A 25,652-nucleotide genomic window follows, 5' to 3' on the forward strand; every position below is an offset into this window, starting at 1 on the left:
CGGTACGTCATCTGCGGGTATGTCGTGGCCGGTCGCGCGGTTCGCCGCGCCCCTTAGGGGCGCCACCGAACCGCACCGGACTTCGCCGGGCCCGCCTGACCCACCGCTGATCCACCGGGCCGACCGGTGCGGCGCCCCCGCGGCGCCGCGCCGGCCGGCCCGTTCGCATGCCTGCCCACCCGTACGTCCGCGGGCCCGGAACATCAACCGGAACGTCAACGCGACCGGGGCCGTTCACCCGCGCCCGCCGCCCTCGCCAGGTCCTCGGTCCAGGTCCCCCCCGGCACCGGCGGACATGCCCTGTGACCTCGGTGTTCCCCGCTCGAAGTCCTGTACGGGCCGACGGTCCCGACCGAAGTCCGGCCGTCCGTCCCCGACTTCTGGCGGAAGTCCGTTGTCAGACCCCCGGGCAATACTTCAATCCGCAACGGGGGAGGCACAACATGACGCTGTCACAGTCCGGTTCCACCAGTCCTGCGCGCGGTTCCCACGAGGACGCCGCCATCGCCGTCATCGGGGTCTCGTGCCGCGTGCCGTCGGCATCGAGCCCGGCCGAGTTCTGGCGCCTGCTGACCGAGGGCACCGACGCCGTCGGGCCGTGGCCCGAGGAGCGCGGCCCGGGCCGCTCCTGGCGCGGCGGCTTCCTCGACGACGTGGCCGCCTTCGACGCCGCCTTCTTCGGTGTGGCACCCGACGAGGCCGCCGCCATGGACCCGCAGCAGCGGCTCGCCCTGGAGCTGGTCTGGGAGGCGATGGAGGACGCCGGCGTCCGCGACGACCGGATGCGGGGCTCGCGCACCGGAGTGTTCGTGGGCGTCGCCTCCGACGACTACGCGGCCCTCGCCTCCCGCGCCGAACGGGCCGACGGCGGCGAGCCGTTCGCCTTCACGGGGACGCACCGCGCCGTCGTCGCCAACCGTGTCTCCTGGTCGCTGGGGCTCACCGGCCCGAGCCTCGCCGTCGACGCGGCCCAGGCCTCGTCGCTGGTCGCCGTCCACCTGGCCTGCGAGAGCCTCCGCCGCGGCGAGTCGGACCTCGCCTTCGCCGGCGGCGTGCAGCTGAACCTCTCCCCGGAGGGCATGGTCCGGACGGCGAGCCTCGGCGCCCTGTCCGTCCGGGGCCGCTGCGCGGTCTTCGACGAGAGCGCCGACGGGTTCGTCCGCGGCGAGGGCGGCGCCGTCGTCCTGCTCAAGCCCCTCGCCCGGGCCGTCGCCGACGGCGACCCCGTCCACTGCGTCATCCTCGGCAGCGCCGTCAACAACGATGGCGGCGGCGAGCGGCTCACCGACCCCGACGTCCGCGGCCAGCAGGACGTCCTGCGCCGCGCCTACGCGGACGCCGGCGTCGCCCCGGAGGCCGTCCAGTACGTCGAACTCCACGGCACGGGCACCCCCGTCGGCGACCCGGTCGAGGCCGCCGCCGTGTCCGCCGTCGTCGCCCGGAGCACCGCCGACCGCCCGCCGCTGCGCGTGGGTTCGGTGAAGACGAACATCGGCCACCTGGAGGCGGCCGCCGGCATCGTGGGCCTGCTCAAGGCCGCGCTCGCCCTGCGCCACCGCCAGTTGCCGCCGAGCCTGCACTTCCGGACGCCGAACCCGGCCATCCCCCTCGACGGGCTCAACCTCCGGGTCCAGACCGAGCTCGACGCCTGGCCCGACCCCGACGCCCCGCTCCTCGCCGGCGTCAGCTCCTTCGGCGTCGGCGGCACCAACTGCCACGTCGTCCTCGCCGAAGGGCCGTACACCGGCCGCCCCGACGGCGATCCGGAACGCCCCGCGGCCTCCCGCCCCGTCCCCTGGGCGCTCTCCGCCCGCACCGGCCGCGCACTGAACGCCCAGGCCGCGCGCCTGCTCGCCCACCTCGACGAGCACCCGGACGCGGACGCCCGCGACATCGCCCGGTCGCTGGCCGTCACCCGGTCCTCGCTCGAACACCGCGCCGTCGTCCTCGGCCCGGACCGGGCCGCACTCACCGCGCGCCTGCGCCGTCTCACCGACGAGGCCGTGACCGGCGTCGCCGGCACGACGGGCCGGACCGCCTTCCTGTTCCCCGGCGGCGGCGCCCACCACGTCGGCATGGGCCGGGAGCTCTACGCGACGTACCCGGTCTTCGCCGAGGCGCTCGACGAGGTCCTCGGCCACTTCGAACCCGGCCTGCGCGAAGTGCTGTTCGGCGAGCGGGAGGACAGCGCCGAGGCGCTCGACGGCTTCCGCCTCATGCAGCCCGCGCTGTTCGCCTTCCAGGTCGCCCTGTACCGCCTCGTCACCTCGTGGGGCGTCGCCCCCGACCTGCTCGTCGGCCACTCGTTCGGCGAGATCGTCGCCGCCCACGTCGCGGGCTCCCTCTCCCTGGCCGACGCGGCCGCCCTCGTCGCGGCGCGCGGGGCGCTCATGCAGGAACTCCCGCCGGGCGGCGCCATGATCGCCGTCGAGGCCACGGAGGCCGAGGCGCTCGCGGCCCTCGACGGCACCGACGACGTCTCCATCGGCGTGATCAACGGGCCGCGCGCGATCGTGCTCTCCGGCGCGGAGGACGCCGTCGCCCGGATCGCCGACGGGTTCCGCGCCGACGGCCGCCGCACGACCCGGCTGCGCGTCCCCAACGCCGCCCACTCGCCGCTCACCGCGCCGATCCTCGACGAATTCGCCGCCAGGATCCGCGGGCTGTCCGTCGCCGAGCCCCGCATCCCGATCGTCTCCACCGTCACCGGGCACACCGGCACCGCGATGACGGAGGAGTACTGGGTCGAGCACGTCCGCGCCACCGTCCGCTTCCACGACGCCGTCGTCGCCCTGCGCGAGCACGGCGTGACCCGGTTCGTCGAACTCGGCCCCGACAGCGTCCTGTCGCCGCTCGTCGCCCCGGGGGAGACGGACCTCGTGGTCGCGCTCCAGCACCGCGACCGCCCCGAACCGGAGGCCCTGCTGGCCGGGCTCGCCGAGGCGTGGACCGCCGGCGTCCCGGTCGACTGGGCCGGGCCGGTCGGCGACGCCCGCACCGTCGGCCTGCCGACCTACGCGTTCCAGCGCGAGCGCCACTGGCTCGACGAACGCCCCGCCGCCCCGGCCGCCGAGCAGCACCTGAGCTCGGCGACCCTCTCCCTGCGCGAGCGCATCCGCACCGAACCGGACGGCTTCCTGGGCCGATGGCTGGCGGGCCACCTCGCGGAGGTCACCGGCGACGCGCCGTCCGACCCCGACGCGACCTTCCGCGACCTCGGCCTGGACTCCGCGCTCTCCGTCCGGCTGCGCAACCGGCTCGTCTCGGCGACCGGCCTCCGGCTCCCCACGACCGTGCTCTTCGACCACCCGACGCCGGACCTCCTCGCCGCGTACCTGCACGAGCAGATCACCGGCGTCCTGGACGAGGGCAGGAGCACCGACGCCGCCTCGCCGTCGGCGGTCGCGTCGGCGGCGGACGACGACCCGATCGTGATCGTCGGCATGGCCTGCCGCCTGCCCGACGGCATCGACTCGCCCGAGCGGCTGTGGCAGGCCGTGGCCGAAGGGGCGGACGCGACGTCCGGGTTCCCCACGGACCGCGGCTGGGACCTGGCGGGCCTGTACGACCCCGACCCGAGCCACCCGGGCACGACGTACGCCCGACGCGGTGGATTCCTCGCGGGCGTGGGCGACTTCGACGCCGACTTCTTCGGCATCAGCCCGCGCGAGGCCGCGGCGATGGATCCGCAGCAGCGGCTGCTGCTGGAGACGGCGTGGGAGGCGCTGGAACGGGCCGGTGTCGACCCGGCGTCGCTGCGCGGCAGCAGGACCGGCGTGTTCGTCGGAGCCATGAACATGGAGTACGGCCCGCGGCTGCACGCCCCGGCCGACGGCACCGAGGGCTTCCGGCTGACCGGCAACACGACCAGCGTCGCGTCGGGACGCATCTCCTACCTCCTGGGACTGGAGGGCCCGGCACTCACCGTGGACACGGCGTGCTCGTCGTCACTGGTCGCGCTCCACCTGGCCGTTCAGGCACTGCGCAACGGGGAGTGCCGCCTGGCGCTGGCCGGCGGCGTGACGGTGATGTCGTCGCCCGGCATGTTCGTCGAGTTCTCCCGGCAGCGCGGCCTCGCCCCGGACGGGCGCTGCAAGCCGTTCTCGGCCGACGCCGACGGCACGGGCTGGGCCGAGGGCGCCGGACTGCTCGTCGTCGAGCGGCTCTCGGACGCGGAACGGCTCGGGCACCGGGTCCTTGCGGTGGTGCGTGGTTCGGCGGTGAATCAGGACGGTGGAAGTAACGGTCTGACCGCGCCGAACGGGCCGTCGCAGCAGCGGGTGATCCGTGATGCGCTGGCGAGTGCGCGGCTGGGTGCCGGTGATGTGGATGTGGTGGAGGCGCATGGTACGGGGACGACGCTGGGTGATCCGATCGAGGCGCAGGCGCTTCTTGCCACTTATGGTCAGGATCGGTCTGTGGAGCGGCCGTTGTGGCTGGGTTCGGTGAAGTCGAACATCGGTCATGCGCAGGCGGCTGCGGGTGTCGCGGGCATCATCAAGATGGTGCAGGCGATGCGTCACGGCGTGCTTCCGCGCACGCTGCACGCCGACGAGCCCTCGCAGCACGTGGACTGGGAGTCCGGCGCGGTCAGGCTGCTCACGGAGGAGCGCGGCTGGCCCGAGCCGGACCGGCCGCGGCGTGCGGCGGTGTCCTCGTTCGGCATCAGCGGGACCAATGCGCATGTGATTCTCGAGGCCGTTCCGGTGGTGGAGGACGACCGTCCGGTGGTCGGCGGGGTGGTGCCGTGGGTGCTGTCGGCGCGGAGCGAGGCGGCGTTGCGGGCGCAGGCGGAGCGTCTGGCCGGTGCCGTGGACGGTCTGCGCCCCGTGGACGTGGGGTTCACCTTGGCCTCGGGGCGGGCGTCCATGGAGCACCGGGCGGTCGTGCTCGGCAGCGACGTCCAGGAACTGACCGCGAAGCTGGCGGAGTTCGCCGAGGGGCGTCCGGTCGTGGGTGTGGTGGAGGGCCGGGCGGGGGCCGGTGGCACGGTCTTCGTGTTCCCGGGTCAGGGTTCCCAGTGGGTGGGTATGGCTCGTGAGCTGCTGGAGTCTTCGGCGGTGTTCGCGGGGCGGATGGCGGAGTGTGCGGTGGCGTTGGAGCCGCATGCGGATGGTTGGTCGTTGCTGGATGTTGTCCGTGATGGCGATGAGGCGTTGTTGCGGCGGGTGGATGTGGTCCAGCCGGTGTTGTTCGCGGTGATGGTGTCGTTGGCGGAGCTGTGGCAGTCGTTGGGCGGCTCAACGAGCCGACCAGCCTCAAGTGACACCACATGGATCACGCGACACTAGAAGAAGCCCAGCTTCTTCGCCGAGTAGGAGACGAGCAGGTTCTTCGTCTGTTGGTGGTATGGGAAGCGCGGCCTGTTTGACCTGCGGAAGCGCCCCTTGTGGAGCTGCTGGTTGGCATCGTGGTCCGGGAACGGTCCGGATCTCGGGCGACTGGCACACCAGGCGTAGGCGAGGGGCACGTAGCGGGGAGGCTCGGACCACGCCCCTCCGCGAAGATCCGCAGCCGGACCGCCGCACTTCATCCGGCCGCCGTGTTGTGGGGGCGATGTCTTGTGCATCATGAGCGGATGGAGAACGAAGACGATCTGTCCGTCGTGTTGGTTACAGTCGACCGGGGATCTGACACCTTTGTGATGGTGAGATCCGATGGCAAAGAGGCGCGCCTGCCGCTGGATAGCCCCATGTTCGAACCAACAAGTTTGCTGTCCCGAGTCTCTTACCCACCAACCTTCGAAGGGTTGGTGGCGGAGACTCTGAAGGGCGACAGCATCGTGTTCGAGCTTCCTCGGTTCGACGGAGGTGATCAGCAGGCCAACCGATTCGTCGTCTACCTGGATCAGAACAAATGGCGGCTCGTGAGCGATGCGTCGAGGGGACAGCAGAGCGGGACACCGGAAGACCGAGACGCTGCTCTTCGCCTTGTGGAGTGGTCGGCGGAGCGCAAGATCATCCTTCCTGCTTCGTCGGGTCGTTACTACGAGACGACGAAATGGTCCAACGCGGAGGGGCGCTATCGCCTTGGCTTGTCCATTCTTCAGCTCAGCAGGGGGTGGCAGCTGCGAGATCCGCTGCAGGTGTGGAGAGATGAACTAGGCCCAATGCCGCTGTTTTAAGTAGTGGCTTTGGGTTTTCGCTTGGTCGGGGCGGTCTTGGAGGCGGGAACGATGGTGACCGCCTCGGCCGGCGAGGCGGCCGGCCGGGGCCAGGCTCGGTGGTGGGCGCGTTTGAGGCCCCAGTTGGACATCTTGCGCTTGACGACGCGGGGGAACGCGCGAAGTCTGCGGACCGGTAAGAGGCGTCGGGCGATCTCGGCGAGGGTGCGGTCCCAGGCCGTGGCCAGCCGCTCAGGGGGAAAAAGCCGCCTGGGCGGGGACCTGGCGGCGCACGACGCGCAGGGAGCGAGTGAAGGACAGCCGGTCGGGGTCGGTTCCGGCCTGGGCCGCGGCCTGGTGCATGACCTGGCGCACGGCGTGGTGGACGAGGAGGAAACCGTAGACCTCCTGCTCGACGCCGTCGGGGTATCTGGAGCGCAGGACCACGTCCGGGCCACGCTGGTGGACCTTGATCTCGTCCAGCACCCCTTCCACTTCCCACCGCTCGTGATACAAGGCCGCCAGCTCGGCTGCCGGTGCCTGGCCGGGATCGAGGATCGTGGTGATCAACCGGACCGGGCCGGCCTCCTCGTGGCCGGCGACTGTGTACTCCACCACCCGCACCAACTGCCCGTGCACGCGGCGCTTGTCCCGGGTCGCGTAGATCTCCGACAGGTACGAGCCGTCCGCGTACTGCTCGCGCACCGCCAGCACGACACTCGATCTGACCCGCCACAGCAGGTCCGCACCCGTCGCAGTGGCCGCTTTCCACCGGTCGTAGGCGGGGAAGTTGCGGTCCGCCAGCAGCAGCATTCCGGGCTGAAGCTGCGGCAGCAGGGTGTCGGCGAGCTGCGTCTCGGCCACCGTGCACGGACCGGTGGCCGCGGCGAAGACCGCATGCGTGCCGCACTCGGCCAGCACCACCAGCCGCATCTGCGGAAACGCGCCCTTCTTGTCGCCCCGCCCGGACCCCGGACGCCCGAAGAACGCATCGTTGTCCGCCGTGTCCGCCACATCCAGCGTGGTGCCGTCCACTGCCACCACCCGTCGCCCCCGGTACCAGGCACCGATGGTCTCCGGCGTCGCCACCGGACGACACACTCGCTCGAACAACGCCCGCAGCGGCTTTGGCCCCAGCCGGGCACGCGCCCGGGAGATCGCCCCGGTCGAGGGCACCTCCCACCTGCCCCGCCACCGGCCGGCCCAGGCCAGGCCCTCCGTCAGCAGCCGCGCGACCTCCTCATACGCCTGCCCGGAGAACAGGCACATCGTGAGGTCGGTCCGGGGCGCCCTGCCAGCATTACTGCTGGTGGGTTTCCCCGGACCGCCTCCCGAACCCGGCGTGCCTGTTGGCCAGGCACCGGGCTCTCCACAAGTCCCGTCATTGACACGGGGGATCGCTCATGCCGTGGTCGGCCAGAGGGCTGGGATCGCTGTTCCCCGGTAGCGGTAGCGCGTAGGCGTTAGCTTGGCGGGATTGAACAGGGTCCCTTCTTCCGTGGTCGGCCACCATCCACCGGCGCAGTAGCGTCGGCGGATCTCTTTCGAGGTGATCCGGCGGTGTTTGCGGCGTATCCATCCCATGACCCGTTGCCAGGCGTACTGGCTGAGGTAGTGGAAGGCGACGGCGGACACGCCGGGCCGAAAGTAGGCACACCAGCCCCGAAGCGCCGTGTTCAAACGGTGCATCAGGACTTCCAGTGGCAGGTTGACGTCCTGTCGGCAGATCGCCTTCACCTTGGCGGTTACGGCCTTGAGGGCCTTGCGCGCCGGGTAGGTGTAGACGTACCACTTGTTCGTGCCCCGCTTGCGGTGGCGCTGGATGCGCCAGCCGAGAAAGTCGAGGCCGTCGTTGATATGGGTGATCAGGGTCTTCTCCGGTGACAGACGCAGTCCCATCCCGGTGAGGACAGGACCTCTGCGATGTCTTCCCGCAGGGCTTCGGCGTGCGCTTTGGTGCCCGAGACCATCAGACACCAGTCGTCCGCGAACCGGACGAGCCGGATGTTCGGGAGTCCGTGGCGGCGACGCTTGGCCCGTTCCACCTGGCTGGCTCCGGGTCCCCCCGGGGCCTGGGCGATGTACTCGTCCAGCACCGACAGGGCCACGTTGCTCAGCAGGGGCGAGAGGATCGAACCCTGGGGGGTACCGGAGTTGCTGTCCCGCAAGGTGCCGTCCTGTCCGAGGATGCCCGCCTTGAGGAACGCCTTCACCAGAGCCAGGACCCGTCTGTCTCCGACACGTCTGCGCACCCGTTCGAGTAGAGCGGTATGCGAGATCTCGTCGAAGCAGGCCGCGATGTCGCCCTCAACGATCCACTCATACGAGCGGGACGCGAGGTAACGCACCTCGGCAACCGCGTCATGAGCCCGGCGCTTGGGACGGAACCCGTACGAACACGGGAGGAACTCCGCCTCGAAGATCGGCTCCAACACCAGCTTCAAGGATGCCTGGACCACCCGGTCCCGGACGGTTGCGATCCCCAGGCGGCGCTGCTTGCCGTTCGCCTTGGGGATCATGCGCTCCCGCACGGGCAGCGGACGGAAGCTGCGGTCCTTCACCTGCGATCGCAACTCGCGGAGGAAGTCCTCCACGCCCCGCACCGACTCGACGTAAAAGGCTGTCCAGCCGTCCACACCCGCCGAACGAGCACCCTTGTTCCCCCGCACCCGAGCCCACCCGACCAGCAGGAAGGCGGGATCGGCAACGAGATTGAAAAGGTCGTCAAACCTGCGATGAGGATCCTCGCGGGCCCAACGGTGCAGCTTGGTCTGGATACCCTGTACCCGTTGCTCGGCCTGATACAGCACGTGCTCCAGTTCGTCGGTGTTCACCGTCGAAGACCTCCAGGCATTCCAGCATCCTCCCCACAGACTTGCTGGCCCCCTTCGCCGTGTGCACACCTCTCGCGTGCCCTGACTACTACGGGGCCTCCGCCCCATACGCATCCCTCGGTCGGCAACGGACCTGCCCCGACGCCACGGACTGGAGGTCCAGGCGCTGGGCGGACACGAATGGTTCCCACGTTCACGATGTTTCGATCGGCCAGGTCGGCGCTCGGCTATACCCCGGCAGCATCGCCACGCCTACGCCGCAGGCATTCAGCGTGGCCTCCCCACCGTCTCTGGCACACGGCTTCGGAGTTGACCCTGGACACTGATATGCCCAGGTCACGCACTGCATACCGGCCCAGATCCACCAGGTTTCGAGCCGGCACTTCGATTACGGGGCTTCGACCACCGATTCACTCTCGTTACGCCCACTGGTCTTGCTAGCCGGACCCGGGCCGTCTGGCAGTACCGGCCCGTCCCGTCGTTGTCGGGACTGCTCCCACCCTCCCCGGCGTTCCCCGGACCGGGCTGTCCCCAGCTTCAATCGGGCCGCTGCGACGGCCCGACGGCAGTGGTCTTTCACTACTACTCGAAAACACCGCGCCTCGTGGCGCACGCCAGCACGAAGTAGACCGTCACCCGCGCCGGCAGCAGTCGGCTCCGCTGCTCAACCCGACCCGTCTCCGCGACGACCTCGTCGACCAACTCCGCCGGGAACGCCCGCGTCAACACACCCAGCGCGATGCGATCCGACAACCGCTCCTCAACCGGCGGCTTGACCTGCCCAGCCCGTGGCACCAGCACCCCTCCCCAGCCACAAGCTACAGGCAACTCACCCCAAAGTCAGCGGCATTGGAACTAGGCCTCATGTTCCGCGGAGAGCTCAGTCAGCGTGAGTCGATGGCGCCGGTCGTGACACTGGCGTCGAACACGATCCATTCCGCAGAGAGAGGTTTCGCCCCGCCTCCACCCCCGCCGGACTTTGCTCCCTGGGCAGCATTCCAGCATGATGCGCTCGTATCTGCCTTGAGTCTGATCGATACGATGTTGGACTCGGAGGCTGGGGAGCGCGGTCCTGAACTCGGCTGGACAGAGGCGAACCAGAAATTCGGCGACTGGCTGGACACCCATGGCGGTGATGCGCAGCAGAAGCGCAAAGCGATCGACGCGTGGCTGTTCGGTGACCTGCGGAACCAAGTGGCCGAGGAATCCTTTGCGGCAGGGTGGTCGGTGGCGCAGGTGAAGGTCTGGGGTACGGGCTCCCGGCCGGTTCAGCAAATGAGCCGCCTTCCGGCCTTGGGTCTCTTCCGTGAGATGCTCCATGAACGCCACCTCAACCGTGGCACCACATGGAGGCCCAATGATGTGATCGACATGGTTTATCTTTCCTGCGCGGCCGGTTACGCGGACTTCGTCGTCTGCGAGCGGCAAATGCGGGAGCCACTAGCGCGCGGGATCAAGCGGCTTGGGCGTAGCACTCAGATCTTCCGAAGTCTGGCTGACGCAGTGTCGGCCATTGAAACGGCACTTGATGAGAGTGCTGATAGTGGCCGTGTCGGGCTGGCGCATGGCGACCATTGAGTTGTGCGGCTACGGCCCACGTCAGCGCGATGCTCTCGCGTGAGGAAGCGAGCACGGTGGCGTCGACCGTCTCGACGAGCACACCGCGGCCACATCCTTAGCTGGCCAGGGGCGGCGTGGGGCTTTCACCTCCGCTTCCGTGCCCGCTTCGGCTTCTGCTCAACGATCACTGTTTGAGGCGCCGCAGGCGCCTCGTCCTCAGAAGTCGGCTCAAAGCGTCCCGGGGTACTCCTGCGCATCGCCTCGACATACGGCGGAAGTGCGAAGGTCCGCTGATCTCGATCGATCGGGATCTCTCCAAGATGTCCCGAGGCGTCCCGGGCCCCGCGGGCGCCACCTCGCCGGGTGAGCACCTCGAGCGTGCCGTGGACGCGGTCGACCCAGTCACCGCGGTCCAGCCTGGGGTGCCAGCGCTCCTCGTCTCGCTTGCGGTCCCAAACCGGGAAACCGAAGGCGTATGACCAGGGAACGGCTGCTGACAGGTACTTCTGCACGTGGAACCTGGCAGCGGCGGGCGCTGCGAGGTCGCTGTCACCGAGTTTCTTGACGTCGAGAGTAGAGATGATGGCGCAGCCGTAGTGGCGAGGCTCGGCGTGCTGGCAGTCCTTGTAGGAACTCAGCCCTGGGCAGGCGTTCCACTGGGCCGGTGGCGCCCAGTACGTTCCTTCCTCGAAGGTGCCCTCGGGCCAGCCGTTGTAAAAGACGTGAAACGCATAGCGGGCCTGATCAGGGTTACAGCCTTTGACCAACGTGTCGTACTGGAACGCGTCTTCGCCTGTACCATGGTGCTTCAGCATCCGGTAGGTGTTGTCCTCGTAGACGCGCTTGGCCTGGATACGAAGGCAGATCCACCCCGCCTGGTCATCGCCGATCCACCACTCCCAGTCAGCGCCCGAGGCCCGCTCCTGCACCTGGCTGCTTTGGTAAGTCAGCAGTCCAGGGACTTGGTTCTGGAGCGTGAAGAGCAGGTTGTCCGTGACAGACGTCTCGTCGAACCTGCGCCCGGGAAGACGCCCGAACTCGATGCGTCCCCAGGTATCTATCGCTGCCGTGTCCATGGCCGTGCACAGGGCACGGAGACTCTCTACCGCCACAGTCCCACTCTTTCATGACGGCGCGATCGGCCCCGACGCACGTCTGCTTGTGCGCAGGTTCGGCAATCCCGGCGCCCGCCGCGCCCTTGCGGTGCATCCACAGCATCGATCTGGGTCGGCTACAGCGCTCGCCCACGGTGTCGCGGTGCGTAGTGGATGTGGTGAGGAGGGAGGCGTTGCCGTAGGTGGTGCAGGGCGGTGCGTATGTCAGCCTGCCGTCGAAGGTGACGCTGGTCGTATGCGGCGTCATGGCTGGATTCGGTTCACGAGGGTGCCCCGCTGGGACTGATGTGCGACCCGAGTGCGGGGCGGTGACCGGCCCTGCAATCGCTTCCTCGTCTCGTGGCCCCTCGCTGAGAATGCATTGACAGAGTCAACGCGTAGTCTTTGCTCGCCGGTATATCGCGCATCGGTGGCATCGTTGCCCGCCCTATCCAGCCACATCATCCTTGAGACGAGAGACCATGGAGCAGCAGGACGAACCGGTCATGCTCAGCCTTGCAGGGATCGCGCGGCTCGCCGGAGTCGGTCGTGCCGCCGTGAGCAACTGGAGGCGACGTCATAGTGACTTCCCGGAGCCTGTTGGCGGCACGGATGCCAGCCCTATGTTTTCCCTAACGGATACGGAGTCCTGGCTTCTACGACACAGCAAGATCGACGAGTCCTCCGGTGGCTGGGACCGTCTCTGGCCGCGGATCGAGGACCTCGGGGACCGGGATGGGATGGCCCATCTGCTGGCCTCGGCGGGGGAACGTCTGGCAATCCCAACGATGGATCCGCCGCCCGGAGCCCCGGAACCGGGCACTGCCGACCGGAGTCTCGCGGACGAGGTCGTGCGGCTGGCCCGTCGCCAGTCACCCGAGGAAGCCTTCGCCGTGCTTTTGGATCGTTGGCACGCTCTCCACGTACGCCAGTTGATCGTCAGTCCCCGCCAATTGGCCGACACCATGGTGGGCCTGGCTGCCGAGCTGCGTGACGGCAGCGTGCCCGTGCGTCAGGTGCTTGACCCGGCATGCGGGATGGGTTCACTGCTGGCCGCGTCCGGTCGGCGGTGGTCAGGACAAGAATCTCCGCCTGTGCTGGCAGGTGTTGACAACGACGCCGCCCTGGCCCGCCTGACCCGGGCCAGGCTGGCTCTGGAGTTCCCGGCCTGCGAGCGCCACGTGCGGTCCGCGGACACGCTGCGTGACGCACCCCTGCGGCACGCCTCCCGCGCCGATGTCGTTCTGAGCTATCCGCCGTCCAACCAACGATCTTGGGGGCACGACGAGCTGGCGACCGACCCCCGTTGGTTGTACGGTGTGCCACCGCGGACCGAGCCTGAGCTGGCGTGGGTGCAGCACTGTCTGTCCGTACTGGCACCTGGGGGCGTCGCAGTGCTGGTCCTACCGCCCGGTGTCGCTTCGCGCCGAGCTGGACGGCGAATCCGGGCCGGGCTGGTGCGCACCGGATCCGTGCGCGCCGTAGTCGCGCTGCCGCCCGGGAGCGCGGCGCCGCATGGGGTGGGACTGCACTTGTGGCTGCTGACAACGCCCCGTGAACGCCCTGGGAGCGGGGTGAGCTTCATCGATGCGGCAGACTGCCGGACGACCGCGCTCACCGGCCGTGGCACGGCCGTCGACTGGGACGGCCTACGTCAGCGCACCGTGGCCGCCTTGCGTGGCAGTGACGTACCAGGCGCCACACGGGTGCCAGCCATGGAGCTGCTCAGTGATGATGTCGACTTGACGCCCTCACGGCGCACCGTGATTGAGCGGTCCGTGGGGCCAGTAGAACTGCGCCGCGCCTGGGGCGGCTGGGACAATGCGCTGATGGACGTGAGGGACGCCGCCAAGGCCGTTCGCGAACACGAGGCGTGTGTCGCAGCGCCGGACGACTTCGACTACACCTTCGTGGGTGATTTGGAACGTTCCGGTGCTCTGGACGTGACGGCCGGAAAGGCTCTCGCCGACGATCTGATCCAGCAGGGAGCGCGGGTCGAGGGTGCCCTGCACGTCGTCACCCCGTGGGTTGTCCGGGGTGAGGAACCCTGGGTTTCCGCGGCGCAGGTCGCTGGACTCGAGGCTGAGGGGCAGGTCGTTCTGACGTCCTTCGGTGATGTCGTGGTTGTGACTGCGGCTGGCGGCTTCGACGTCTGGGTCGAGACGGTCGGCCCGCGCCTGCTCGGTGCCCACACTGTCCGGCTGCGGACCGACTCTGCCCTGCTCGACCCGTTCTTCCTCGCCGCGTGTCTGCGCGCGCCAGGAAACGACCAGCGGGCCGGAACTCGTGCCTCCTCATCTTCCCGGGTCGATGTACGCCGACTGCGCGTCCTGCGTGCGCCAACAGCACAGCAGCGGCGGATCGGGGAGGCATACCGGCAGCTCGTCCGGTTCCGGGAGACGGTGGCCGACCTGGGTAGGCACGGTGAACTGCTCTCCGCCATGCTGTCAGGGTTGCTGGCCCAGGGCAGGTTGACGGGGGAGTGAGTGGCGAGGCCGGGCTCTACAGTCTCTGCCGGGCTTGTCAACCAGGCCCTGGCAGGCCAGCCAGCACCTTGCGGATCGCATCGGGCAGCCCCGGGGACACTTCTCCCCGCCCCGCATCCAAAGCAAGTTCCTCCACTTCGACGCCCACATCTCGGCAGAGTTCCATGGTCTGGCGGGATGGCCCCGGTCCGGGCCAGGACGTGAGTACCTCGGCCAGCTTCAGCCAGAGGTCGGCCACCGCCTGGACTGGGTTCCCCTCCGCAGCCATCACCTGGACCGCCCCGAGCCGCGCGCGGACCCGCAGTTCACCGGTCTCCGTGCCCGCCGGTGCGTCCGCGAGCCGCCTGGCGACGTCCCGATAGGTGCGGCCGGCGGCGGCTGTCTCCCCGCGCAGCAACTGAGCATGGGCCACAATGAGGCGAGCGCCTTGCACTTCGCGGACCGCCCCAGGGAGGCACTGCTCGGCGCGCACCAGCATCGCGGTCAGCTCGTCGATGGCCTTGTCCGGTTCCCCGCGTTCGACTTCGATCTCGGCCTCGGCGCACAGGCTCCGCAGAGCGGACCGGGTGGGGCCGCCGACGGGGCGGCGATGCACCTGGGGGCGGCGCACGCCCGTGGGGGGTGCTGCCGCGCGCGAGGCCGCAGCGGTGTCCGGGGCGCGATGGGGCAGCGTCGGATCAGGGTCGAGGGCGGGGCGCGGACCGGGGTCGCCCAGCGAGGGCAGTAGGGGCCGCCAGACCTTAAGGGCCAGTTCCAAAGGCGGCCGGTCGGCGGGCGACTTGGCGAGCATGCGGTCTGTGATGTCCACGATCCTGGACGGCAGGCCGGGGATATCGTCGCTGAGCAGCGGCGGCCGCTCCTCGCAGTGCAGGCGGGCCAAGTCGTAGTCGGAGTGGTCGGCCTCGAAAACCAGCCGTCCGGTCACCATCTGGAACGCGATGCAGGCGACACCGTAGAGGTCGGCCGCCGGGCCCGGGTTACGTTCGCCGCGGTGGATCTCCGGAGCCATGTAGCCGATGGTGCCGGGCGTCCGGCCGTTGGTATATCGGGTGGCCGTCGGATCTTTTGGCAGGGCGATGCCAAAGTCGGTGAGATACACGACGCCGTCGCGCCGGGCCAGCAGGACGTTGGCAGGCTTGACGTCCCGGTGCACTACGCCCGCCCCATGCACCCGCCCGAGTACCTCCAACAGTGGGACAACTACACACGCCGTGGCCGACAGCGTGGGTCTGTTCCGAGTGAGGAAAGCATGCAGATCATCGCCGTCCACGTACTCCGTGACGAGGTAAGGGCGCGGCGGGGAGAGATCCGCATGGACGAAGGCCGGCACGCCCTGGCCACCGAAGCGTCGATGCATTTCGCACTCGCGGTCGAAACGCCGTAGCTCTTGGGGAGTAGGCGCCCGGTATCCACGCAGAGCGGCCTCCGAATCTCGCGGCCATAGGAACTTCACTGCGACTGCCCGCCCGGCATGGCTGTCATCGGTTGCTCGGTAGACGACACCCATGCCGCCCCAAGCGCCTTCCCCAGCACGGCTGAATCTGCCCGCGAGCTTCTTCCCAGCCGGCCATGGCTCCACCATGCACGCTCCCTGCTTGTCCTGGTGCACCGTCAGGCGTCAAGTTACAGGAGATCATTGCGTGCCTTGACTTTGTTCACAGGGTTCTGTCACGGTGATGCCTCTCACCGTCGAGACCGCAAGGAGTCCGCACCGTGCAGCCTTGGGTCAATCCTTCCGGTACGGTCGGCGCCGGGCGCCTGGCCCGCATCCCGGTCCGTCACCTGCGCGACGAGGAGCCCGGTTGCCCGATGAACCGTGCTCTCAGCGTCCGCCGCGATCTGTCCGCTGTGATCCGGGTGTCGTCCAAGACGCCGCGCGAGGAGTTCCCGTTCGCGCTCACACAGGAATTGCTCGACCAATTGGAGTCCGGCGCGGCGCAGAACATCGAACAGGCCCTCGAGCGGTGTCGCGGGACGCGATCCCGGTGCCTGCCACAGCACGTGGCCTGGTCAGCGGCAACCACCGAGCGTTACCTCGACGCCCGCCGCCGGGACCAGGAAAGCCGGAAGGGCGCTAACCTCCCCCGCACGTTCCACGCCCCGCACGCATGGATCGCGTTCCGTGACGTCGAGGAGCCCGACGTGCGCGGCATTACCCACTATGAGCGCACTGTCTGGGGACGGCAGTACGCCTCGGCCGACGCAACGCTGCGCGAACTCGTCATTCCTGCCAAGGGAAATGCCAAAGAGTATCTTCCGCTGCCCGAACTCGCCGCTGTCGCCTCTGTTCTGTATTACGGGACGCCGGCCCGCATCCCTCCCTTCGAGCACCACTCCCCAGCCCACAGGCACCCGGCGCCTCCGCCACGGCCGGAACGCGTCCGGGTCTACTCTGCTGGCCTTGCCGAAGGCCGTATCCGGCTTCTGCGCGCAACCGAGACCGATGCCTACGCAGACTGGAGCGCCGCAGAGATCAAGGACTTGCACGCACAACACGTCGTGCCCCGGCTCGGCCGTGTCCTCGACGGCCGCGAACGCATCGCCGGTGCTCACTGTGCAGGTTGCGTGTTGCTGGCCGAGTGCTCCGCCTTACCTCGGGCGCCCGCTCTCCTCGTGGTTCCACCTCCCACACGGCATCGCAAGCGGCGCACGGTATCGGTGAGCGACCTGAGGGCACATCACGACTGCCCCGCCCGTTACCACCTGACCCGCGTACTCAAGCTGCCGAACTCCGTCCAGGAGAACGAGGCAGTGCGCAGAGGTAGGGCCGTTGACAGCTGGCTCAACGCCCGGCATGTCTCAGCGGACGCCCCGCCGTGCCACGAGGTGCCTCTGCCCGCACACTTGCCGGGTCTCACGGACGACGAGCTGGCTCCCGCTCTCGGGATGCTCAGGGCTCACTGGGCCCGGTGCCCGCTCGACAACCCGGCGGCGACGCAGTTCCGTCCGCAGCACCGGGTGACGGCCTACGACCCACAGGCCGATGTCATCGTCATCGCCTCCTGCGACCTGGTCTACGAGGAACGCGGCGGCGTCGTCGTTCGGGAGACCAAGACCAGTGCGTTTCCACCCGGCGGTCGGACCATTCTGCTGGAGAAGCATCCGCAGCTCGCCCTCTTGGTACTGCTCCTGGCGTCCGGCGTACTCGGCGGCGATCCGCGACGGTCCCGCGTGGAGCTGGAGATCTTACGCCCGGACGGGGCGGCCCTTGAGGAGTTCGATCCGGGCGACGAGGCCACGGTCGAGCACGCCCGTACCGTTCTTGCCTCGTACGCCGTGCCCTGGTCCGCCGAGACCCGCTATGACGCGGCACCCCGGCCCGGCTACGACTGCACTGGCTGCGAGGCGCTGTCCTGGTGTGCCATCGGCAAGGAGCGTGTGGTTGCAGCAGGTTGAGAGAAGCCTCCGCCGTCTTCGCAAGTCGTTGCGTCGCACTATCTGGAGTGAAAGCCGTGACCGCGAGCCCTCCTCGTATCACCCGCGATCCGTCTACCGCAGCGCTCGATGAATGGGCCGCCTACGACGGTGTCCCCCTGCTGGCCACCGTTGCCCGGGCCCTGTGCGTCCTGGACCACACCACTGGTCTGGATGCCTTCTCGCTGCCATACCCTCCCGTCGTCCAACTCGCCCTGGACCGGGCGGTCATCGCCTGGCTGCGCCGTGGACTCCGGCCGCCAGCCTCGCTCGCGGAACTCGTCCAGCGGTGTGCCGACATCCCGCTGGAAGACTGGCCGCTTTCGCTGCCGCCGGACGCCGTCGGTCCGGACGATGTCCTGCTAGACCCGTACTCGCATCGCCCCACTCAGCTGTGCCACGAGTGGAGCGAATGGGAGCGCTTGGCGCCTGACCCGGCTGTGCGGCACCGCGACCAGCAGGTGATGAGGGCCGCCCTGGACCGGTGCCGCAGCCACGGTGAGGAGGACGCGTACACCGAGTTCCGCGGCCTGCTGGTGCGGCGGCCGGTGCTGACGGCCCAGGAACTCTTCTCCCTGCACGGCGACTTCACGTTGGAGCCGGTCTGGGAGCTGATCGACCTGATTTACTCAGAGGTTCCTCTTTCCTGGAGTCGGGACGGTTGCTACGCGGTGTGCGGCCGTTGCCGGACACTGCTGACGCCGCTCGCGGGCGGAGAGTGGTGGTGCGAGCGGGATCGCTGCCGCCGACAGGGAGACCCGCCGGTCGGCCGTCTGATCGAAGCGGCCCAGGCCGGCACCATGTACCAGCTGGAGCGCCCTCTGCGCAGGCATGTCACCGGGCCCGGACTGGCCGAGGTGGAACTGGAGAGTCGGCTCACAGATCTGGGCCTTGACGTCACTATGTGGCCTGGCTTCGACGCCTACGACCTGCTGGTGGTCTTCCCCGACGGCCACCGCTGGGCCGTCGACGTCAAAGACTGGGCACACCCGGCCTTCCTCGGCCGCGCCGCCCGTCCCGTGCGGCCAGAGCCTCCGTACGATGAGTCGTTCTGGGTGGTGCCCGTCTACCGGGTGCGCGAACGCCCCGGATATCAGCAGGCGTTTCAGCGTGCCCGACCCGCAGCGGCCGCTGCCGTACACCTGCTTACCGACGACGAGCTGGTCCGGGCCGCCCGGCAGCGGCTGGCCGCGCCGCGCCGCGCCGCTCCCGCAGACAGCCGGGAGGGCACAGATGCGTGACGAGAAAGCTTGGTGCGAGTCCGTAGCGGGGGAGCTGAGGGACGAGTGGCCTGTGGCCGGTGCCCCGGACGGGTTCGGCCCGGTCGAGTTGTGCCGCGTCGAGCTCGGGCTGCGGCTGCTTGAACTGCTTGCCCCGACGGCTGACGCCACGGACGCCTATGTGCTGTTCGGTGGCAACCAGTTCGCCGAGCGCGGTGGACTGGCTCAGCAGCCGTGGCAGCGCATGGCCCTTGCCGCCGCCCGGCACCTCCTGTGGCCGCTGCGGCGACGCGCCTGGAGGCAGGCGCTGGACGCCTACCGGGTGGTCTCCATCAGGTTTCGGGCTTACGAGCTGCCGCCTGCCGGAACCGCCGGCGGTCCTCGACCCATGGTGCCGATGGTGGCCGGGCGCCGGATGGATACCTACGATCAGGCTCTCATCCAGCTACCGGGCCTGGTGACTCGTGCTCTGAAGCCGGCCCCTGCAGGGACGAGTTCCTTCCAGGAGCGCCGCCGCCATGCCTCGGTCATCATTCCCAAGGACCTCGTCTTCGCCAACCCGCCTGGCCACGACCTTGCCGCGGGCCGGCCTGGTGGCGGCGAACCCCTTACCGTGCGCCGCGTCGAACTGCGTGCGACGGCCCGCTGGATGGACGAGTGCGAGCGTGAGGCGGGGGTCCCACATCCCGGCCATTGGGAACAGCGGCTGGAGGGGGTCAAGTTCGCGTCCCGCGATATTGCGGGAACCGACTATGCCGAGGCCTACGAGGTCGAACTGTCCGGCATGGTCCACCTGGCCGGCATGGTCGGTGCTGGTAAGAGCACCTTCATGATTTTGGTGACCGTATGGGCCGCCCGGCGTGAGACCCCGCTGCGCACCACGCTTGTTGTCGGCGATGTCGCCGAACAGCTACGGCTGTGCGGCCTCTTCGACGCACTCGGCATCGCCGTCGCGCCGGTGCTCGGCGCCACCACACGCGAGCAGCACGTCCAGCGGCTGCACCGGCGGCTTTCCGCCCGAGGGCTAGACAACCTCCTCGACCACGACGACGCCGGCTTCGACCTGCTGAGCACCGCCTGCGCAGTGAGCGGTCTGCGCGGCATCGAGGGCGATCCGCTGGAATACCGCGACGCACCGTGCACCCGGCTGCACCCGGAGCCACAGCGCGGCGCGGCGGAACCGGAAACGGTCGTTCTGGAGCAATGGGCTCCCGACCGGAGGGCCACCGGACCCCGCCTGCCGCACGCCCCGGACCGCCTGCCCGGCCGCCCGCACGGTTGCCCCCTGTGGGCCGAGTGCCCGCGCCACGCGGCTGCCCGCGCGCAAGTCGACGCTCTGATTTGGGTGGCCAACCCGGCCAGCCTGGTGCAGAGCCAGGTGTCCGCGCACCTCAACGATGAGCGGCTGCGCCAGTTGGAACTGGCCTGCCTGCGCAGCGACCTGATCTTCGTGGACGAGGCGGACAACGTCCAGATGGCGCTGGACCGCCTTTTCACCCCATCTGGCACGCTGGTCCGCCCCGACACCGACTCCTGGCTCGACCAGCTCAACCGCTACAAGATCGAAGAGCTGAGCAGGCGCGCCCGCCTGCCGCTGACTGACGGTCAGGTCGCCCAGTGGAACCGGGCCCTGGGAGCCGTCACCCTTGCTGTCGATCCGCTCTGCGCTCTGCTGATCAAAGACGAAGACCTCCGGGAGTGGGCTGATCCCGCCTACTTCAGCCCGTGGACGCTCCAGCAGAACCTGCTCGACGACCTGTTCCGCGATGTGACCCGGCGCTACCGCGAAAGGGTGCAGTGCCAGGCCCCACAGGAAGCGTCCGTCGCGGACGACACCGCCGTCGACAGCGCTGAACTCTACGAGGGCTATGACGACGTGGCGCAAGAGCCCGGCCCTTCCCCGCATCTCGCGCTCTCCCCGGCCCGCCGCCTGCTCGAGGAAGCCTGGGATGCCTTCCGCGACGATCCGTTCGGCGAAGGTGACACCCTCGACCCGCTCACCGGCGTCCTTACCGACACCGCCGACGCCCTCCTGCACCATATGGCTGCGGGTCGCACGAAGGAGCGGGTGCGCGAGCTGGCCGGTCAGCTCGTAGACCGGGTGACGGAGGAGGTACGGGCGGAACAGCCCGCATCCGTCATGCCCCCGCCCGAGCCAACGAAGGACTGGTGGGACGCCTTGTGTCTGCGGCTCTCCTTCCTCCTGCTGCTCAGTACCCTCCATCACCGGCTGGAGCGGCTCACATTCCTGTGGCCGCACGTGGAGGCCGCCCTGCGGCTGGACTCCCAGGGCAAGGAACTGGCCCGGCGCGTCCCGCTGGACTACGCCCCGCTGGTGCCCGAGGCGCCCATGGGTAACATCCTCGGCTACCAGTACCTCCCGGACGGCGAGGAACGCGACGACGCCGGCCGCCGCGGCGGCACCCTGCGCTTCTTCCGCTGCGCGGGAGTCGGGCGCGAGCTGCTTCTGAACCTGGGTAGCCTCGGCGCCGACCCGGCCACCGGCCTTGGCGGCCCGCACGTCGTGTTGATGTCCGGCACCAGCTGGGCCGGCGAGTCCAGCCGGGCCCACATCCGCGTACCGGTGAGCCTCGTCCTCAAGCCCACCGATGAGTCCCTGGCCGCCGTGGCCCGAACCTCGTTCGCCACCCGTTTCCTCTACGACCGCGACGGCCGCCCCATGAGCCTCTCCGGCACACCGCCGCGCGACCGGCTCGCTCAGGCGGTTGCGATGGCCCGGCGGCTCGGCGAGCCAGGCCCAGGCGGCACATCGGTGCTGGGCCAGGAGATCAGCCGTATCCCCGAGACGGCCCGGCGCCGAGCGCTGATCCTGGTGGGCAGCTACCGGGAAGCTGCGGCGGTGGCCGAGGCGCTGCACCGGTTCGACGCCTGGCGTGGCAAGGTAAGCGCGCTGATCCCGGACGACGAAGCCCGCGGCAGCGGTGGGCCAACCGGCACCGCCCCCGGGCAGTCGGACGAGACTCCGGCGACGCTACGGCGTGGCGACGTCGCCCGCTTCGCCGACGATGACACCGCTGAAGTCCTGGTCGCTCCACTGCTGGCCGTCGAGCGCGGCCACAACATCCTTAACGAGGAGGGTAAGGCGGCCTTCGGCACGGCCCTGTTCCTGGTTCGCCCGCACCCACGCCCTGACGACCTCGACCTGTCCGTCTTCGCCGTCAACGACTGGCTGAGCGGCATGCTGCGCGATGAGCCGCGCCGCGACAACCTTGACGGCCCGCACACGCTCACCGAACTCATGGAGAGGGGGGGATCGCTGGACGAAGCGGCCCGAGCCCTGCGTCACCAGGGCCGCCGCGAATGGCGCCGACTGCTCAACCGCCGGTACGCCTACAGCTCACTGCCCGCCTGGGAGAAGCGGGCCTTCGCCTGGGACCAGCTCGTCACCCTGTGGCAGGTCATCGGTCGTCTGGTGCGTGGCGGAGTGCCCGCCCGGGTGGTATTCATCGACGCCGCCTTCTCGCCTCGCCTGGCGAGGCAGCTCGCACCCGGCCGCACAGGCCAGTCGTCCTCCGTGACCGATGTGCCGAGCACCGACGGCCTGCTCCACGCCCTCGGTGGCATCCTCGATCCCTATCTGACAGACCGGCCCCGTGCCCAACAGGCCGCCCCGCCCCACCCCGACCCGGCGGCTCGCGCCCTGGTCCGTCTCCTGTACCAGCCGTTCTACAACGCCCTCCGCACGATGACTCACCGCTGACCGCCCGACTCTCCTCGTAAGGAGCTGTCCTTGCCATCCGTCTACCGCTCTGCCCGCACCACAGCCTGGCGCCCGGCCGACGTCTCTTCCTCTCACACCGCGCCCTACCGCGTCCTGCCCTTTCCCGAGCAGTGGCGGGACGCCGTTCTGACCCTGTGCAACGCGCCCCGGGCGGCAGCGGGCAAAGAACCGTGGCGTACGGCACCGACCTGGCGCTTGGAACAGGTCCTGCAGGCGTTCGCGCCCGACGTACTCGCGCTACCGCGCCCTTTCCATGACCGCGACGTGGGCGCGTCGGCCCACTGGCTGTGTGCGCCCGCCGACCTCCCTGACCCGCTTCCTGGCCCGGTCTTGGACACCGTGCTCAAGCACTGGCTGCGTGATCTGCGGCCTGAGCCCGAGCATCGCGGCCTGTTGAAGGAGACCATCGCTGAACTGGCTGCCCATCCGCCGCGCTGGGAGACCGTCCACCACGAGCTCATGCCGCGCAACATGACTCAAGGCGGCACCGCGCGCCCGCTACTCCACCAGTACAGCCTCAGCCCCGACTGGCTGGCCCGCCGGGTCCTCGCTCTGGGCCCGTACCCGTACGACGGTGGGCAGCTCACCTTCCGGGCCATGCCGCGCGGACCGCGTGACCAGGGTGCCCAGCTCGTCTCCGAGCCGATCCGGTTCCCCGGGCCTGACGAGAAGCAGGACTCCTGGTGGTCGGTGACGTTGTCGATCACGTTGCAGACCGTGCCGTTCGATCCGTTGCCGCGCTTCAACCTTCGCTGGTCGGTGCGCCGCTGGGCTACTCGGACCAGCGCCAAGACGGGCCGACTGCACCTCCCGTGGGGCGCGAGCACCACCGTCCTGCTGCGTCCGCGCAGGCCGTTCCTGCCGGGCACGCCCCGCAGCGAGCGGTTCGCCATCGCCCGTCTGGAGCGCTACTGGGACAAGGACCTGGGCGAGAAGGGCGGCTTCGCTGACCGGTGGCGCGCGGGCGGTCCCGCAGCGATGCTTGCCGGGCTGCCCCTGGGTGAGCCCTTCCCAGACGCCGACGCGATTCTGACCGACCCAGCGTCCTGGCTGCGCGACGATGCCCGGGCCGGCGTCCTGCACCGCACCGCGATGGGCCGGCATGACGTGGGCACCGGTTTCATGGCACACCAGCTTTCGCAGCTCACCGCTTGGGCGGAGGGTGCCCTTACGCCCGAGCTGCGCCGCGCCCCGGACCTCTCGCTGATCGACCGGGGTACACCTGCGAACGTCCCCAAGGGGGACAAGGAGACGATCGACGCGGAGCGGTGTACTCAGCGCCGACTGGCAGCGGCCTACGCGCTGGACGCCCTCGACGGCGTGGCGCGCCAGGGCGGCGCTCCCGTGCTGGAAGCACGGCTGCTGTGGCAGTCGCCGCGACTGCGCGACGTCGCCTTGGCCTCCCTCGCCGAGCATCTGGGCCTCAAGGGCAACGGTGGGTCCTTCACCGCACAGCAGTACGATGACGCTACGGTCGGCGCACCGGTCGTGCACGAATGGTCCGCCCCGGAGCTGACCGTGCGCGTCCACTGCCTGCGCCCGCTCGTCGCGCTCGGTGACCGCACCGCCGACAGCCTTCTTGCCCCCCTCGATCTGCCCACCGGCACCCGCATCAAGGACGCCCAAGTCACCGCCGCGATCGCAGCCCGCCGCGACAGTGCCGCACGGTGGCTGGCCGTGGAACGCACCACCGACGCGCCGGCCCTCGCCCTCGTGGAGATCGGGCGCGCCGCGTCCTACCCGAGCAAACTGCACGATCCGAAGTTCGCCATGCGACTCGGCTGCGCCAAGGCCGGTTTCGTCACGCAGTTCACCACGGTGCCCCTGGCGGGCGACGAGAACGGCAAGGGTGCGGAGACAGCGTCCAGCCTGAGGCACCGCACGCTCAGTGCTTGGAACGACGGCCTGCGGCAGCTCGGCGCGCGTACCGTCCCCCGGCACGCCGCAGACGAAGGACTGCCCGACGGACTGCGGCACGCCGCACTGTGGATGGTCCGCAAGAACCGCACGACCCGGAATCGCTGGGCCGCCTACGTCCCGGTCGGCGTCATGGTCACCCCCGACCCGGCGGGCACCGGCGCGGCCCGCGTCGAAGGCTGGGACCCTGAGGCGCGCTCCGGCGTCGGCGCCTGGGTCCCGTACCCGGAACTGCTGCTGAGGCTGACCACGAAGGCCGAGGTCAAGCCCGTTGTGCCCCGCCAGCGCGGACCACAGGACGGCGCTGTCGACACGTCGGAGGCGGAGACGGGAAGTGAGATGGAGCGCCCGAAGCTCTACCAAGAACGCGAACGGCAGCGTCGTGAGGCCGCCGAGTGGCTCCAGGGCCTGCGTGCGTCCCTACGTGCCGCGCCGACCGCCCTGTACGCCGAAGCCCACAACGCTCGCTCGCACTGGACCTGGCTCCAGGACGGCCGGATCGAACGGGACCGTCTGCAAGACGGCCTTGCCCCCGCCCGTCGCCTCGACCCCGACCTACGACTGGTCCGGGTCCGTGCAGGGGCCCGGAACGAGACACCGCAGTGGTGGGGGAAAGCCCCGGAGGGCAAAGCGAACGGCATCCAGCAGGGCTTGTGGGCGCCGGAGGACGCCGCTGAGGACACCCGCGTCTTCTTCAGTACGACGGCCAAGCCCGTGCAGTTCAAGCACGCGGCGGTAACCGCAGACAAGCTATCGCCCCGGCCGATCGCCCAGGGCAAGCGCAAGGGTGAGCCCACTATCGACACCGGCCAGGCGGCTTGGATGCCGGGGCTGGTGGAGATCGCCGTCCTCGGTTGCCACCCGGACGACGGCGACGACCCGAGATCCTTCGCGCTCCTCACCCACGTTCTGCGCCAGCCCTCGGACTACGACCAGGCCCTTGCCCTGCCCCTGCCACTGCACTTGGCTGGCCTGGCGCAGGAGTACGTCTTGCCGACGCTGAAGGGCGACGAGGTGGAGGAGGCGGAATTGGTAGACGAGGGGGCAGCGGGCAAATCCGGTGCTTCGGAGAATCTGGACGATGCGCAGGACGCGGCGCCGGTGGAACAGCCGGTGCCGAACTTGGAGTCGGTAGCGGACGCCGATGCTGAAGGGCAGTTGCAACTTTTCGACATGTGACGCCTTGACGAGACCTCAGCGCGGTGCGAGATGCAACGAAGCGTGCCCAGAGACTGGGGGACGGTTCATCGCCGACTTGAACCGGCAGCCCCTCCCTGTAGTC

General features: G+C 69.5%; 14 protein-coding genes and 1 pseudogene. 8 read left to right on the forward strand and 7 right to left on the reverse strand.

The window, feature by feature from the left end:
- The first annotated feature begins 443 nt into the window (after nucleotides 1–443).
- The gene (locus I5Q34_RS22135) at nucleotides 444–5,291 is read left to right on the forward strand and encodes a type I polyketide synthase (protein WP_199894038.1); all 4,848 of its coding nucleotides are present in this window, start codon (nucleotides 444–446) and stop codon (nucleotides 5,289–5,291) included.
- On the opposite strand, the gene I5Q34_RS22140 is transcribed toward I5Q34_RS22135, so the two are convergent.
- Nucleotides 5,288–5,470, reverse strand: a complete 183-nt coding sequence (locus I5Q34_RS22140) for a hypothetical protein (RefSeq protein ID WP_199894039.1) — start codon at nucleotides 5,468–5,470, stop codon at nucleotides 5,288–5,290. The genes I5Q34_RS22135 and I5Q34_RS22140 overlap by 4 nt on opposite strands.
- Before the next feature lie 108 nt (nucleotides 5,471–5,578).
- Here I5Q34_RS22140 and I5Q34_RS22145 point away from each other — a divergent pair, with 108 nt between their 5' ends.
- Entirely contained in the window at nucleotides 5,579–6,124 is a 546-nt protein-coding gene (locus I5Q34_RS22145) for a hypothetical protein (protein ID WP_199894040.1), read from the forward strand.
- Nucleotides 6,125–6,355: 231 nt separating this feature from the next.
- Here I5Q34_RS22145 and I5Q34_RS22150 read toward each other — a convergent pair whose 3' ends face one another.
- From I5Q34_RS22150 to I5Q34_RS22160, 4 genes and pseudogenes are all read right to left on the reverse strand, one after another.
- Complete coding sequence (locus tag I5Q34_RS22150; RefSeq protein ID WP_199894041.1) at nucleotides 6,356–7,372, reverse strand: IS4 family transposase; 1,017 nt, start codon at nucleotides 7,370–7,372, stop codon at nucleotides 6,356–6,358.
- A 132-nt stretch (nucleotides 7,373–7,504) separates the two neighbouring features.
- The gene (locus tag I5Q34_RS34920; protein WP_234429189.1) at nucleotides 7,505–8,002 is read right to left on the reverse strand and encodes a group II intron maturase-specific domain-containing protein; all 498 of its coding nucleotides are present in this window, start codon (nucleotides 8,000–8,002) and stop codon (nucleotides 7,505–7,507) included.
- Nucleotides 7,969–8,937, reverse strand: a complete 969-nt coding sequence (locus I5Q34_RS34925) for a reverse transcriptase domain-containing protein (RefSeq protein WP_277965395.1) — start codon at nucleotides 8,935–8,937, stop codon at nucleotides 7,969–7,971. Before I5Q34_RS34925 ends, I5Q34_RS34920 begins: the two co-directional genes overlap by 34 nt.
- A gap of 612 nt (nucleotides 8,938–9,549) precedes the next feature.
- Nucleotides 9,550–9,738: pseudogene (locus I5Q34_RS22160) on the reverse strand (transposase domain-containing protein); the annotation flags it as partial.
- A 96-nt stretch (nucleotides 9,739–9,834) separates the two neighbouring features.
- Here I5Q34_RS22160 and I5Q34_RS22165 point away from each other — a divergent pair.
- On the forward strand, nucleotides 9,835–10,515 hold the full coding sequence (locus I5Q34_RS22165; protein ID WP_234429190.1) for a hypothetical protein: 681 nt from the start codon (nucleotides 9,835–9,837) through the stop codon (nucleotides 10,513–10,515).
- A 125-nt stretch (nucleotides 10,516–10,640) separates the two neighbouring features.
- On the opposite strand, the gene I5Q34_RS22170 is transcribed toward I5Q34_RS22165, so the two are convergent.
- Entirely contained in the window at nucleotides 10,641–11,573 is a 933-nt protein-coding gene (locus I5Q34_RS22170) for a DUF6615 family protein (protein WP_199894043.1), read from the reverse strand.
- Nucleotides 11,574–12,073: 500 nt separating this feature from the next.
- On the opposite strand from I5Q34_RS22170, the gene I5Q34_RS22175 reads away from it, so the two are divergent.
- Nucleotides 12,074–14,077, forward strand: a complete 2,004-nt coding sequence (locus I5Q34_RS22175; RefSeq protein ID WP_199894044.1) for an N-6 DNA methylase — start codon at nucleotides 12,074–12,076, stop codon at nucleotides 14,075–14,077.
- A gap of 37 nt (nucleotides 14,078–14,114) precedes the next feature.
- Here I5Q34_RS22175 and I5Q34_RS22180 read toward each other — a convergent pair whose 3' ends face one another.
- Nucleotides 14,115–15,659 (reverse strand): serine/threonine-protein kinase, encoded by a 1,545-nt coding sequence (locus tag I5Q34_RS22180; RefSeq protein WP_307811711.1) that lies wholly within the window; start codon nucleotides 15,657–15,659, stop codon nucleotides 14,115–14,117.
- A gap of 131 nt (nucleotides 15,660–15,790) precedes the next feature.
- Between I5Q34_RS22180 and I5Q34_RS22185 the strand changes: the two genes are divergently transcribed.
- From I5Q34_RS22185 to I5Q34_RS22200, 4 genes are read left to right on the forward strand one after another with little or no spacing between them, the layout of a single operon-like run.
- The gene (locus I5Q34_RS22185) at nucleotides 15,791–17,473 is read left to right on the forward strand and encodes a PD-(D/E)XK nuclease family protein (protein ID WP_199894046.1); all 1,683 of its coding nucleotides are present in this window, start codon (nucleotides 15,791–15,793) and stop codon (nucleotides 17,471–17,473) included.
- Nucleotides 17,474–17,529: 56 nt separating this feature from the next.
- Nucleotides 17,530–18,732: a hypothetical protein gene (locus I5Q34_RS22190; RefSeq protein ID WP_277965396.1), complete on the forward strand. Its 1,203-nt coding sequence runs from the start codon at nucleotides 17,530–17,532 to the stop codon at nucleotides 18,730–18,732.
- Nucleotides 18,725–22,432 (forward strand): hypothetical protein, encoded by a 3,708-nt coding sequence (locus I5Q34_RS22195; RefSeq protein WP_199894047.1) that lies wholly within the window; start codon nucleotides 18,725–18,727, stop codon nucleotides 22,430–22,432. The genes I5Q34_RS22190 and I5Q34_RS22195 overlap by 8 nt, the downstream gene beginning before the upstream one ends.
- A gap of 30 nt (nucleotides 22,433–22,462) precedes the next feature.
- Complete coding sequence (locus I5Q34_RS22200) at nucleotides 22,463–25,549, forward strand: pPIWI_RE module domain-containing protein (protein ID WP_199894048.1); 3,087 nt, start codon at nucleotides 22,463–22,465, stop codon at nucleotides 25,547–25,549.
- The last annotated feature ends 103 nt before the right edge of the window (nucleotides 25,550–25,652 follow it).

It is taken from the genome of Streptomyces sp. AV19 (genome assembly GCF_015999245.1).
Classification (GTDB): Bacteria; Actinomycetota; Actinomycetes; order Streptomycetales; family Streptomycetaceae; genus Streptomyces.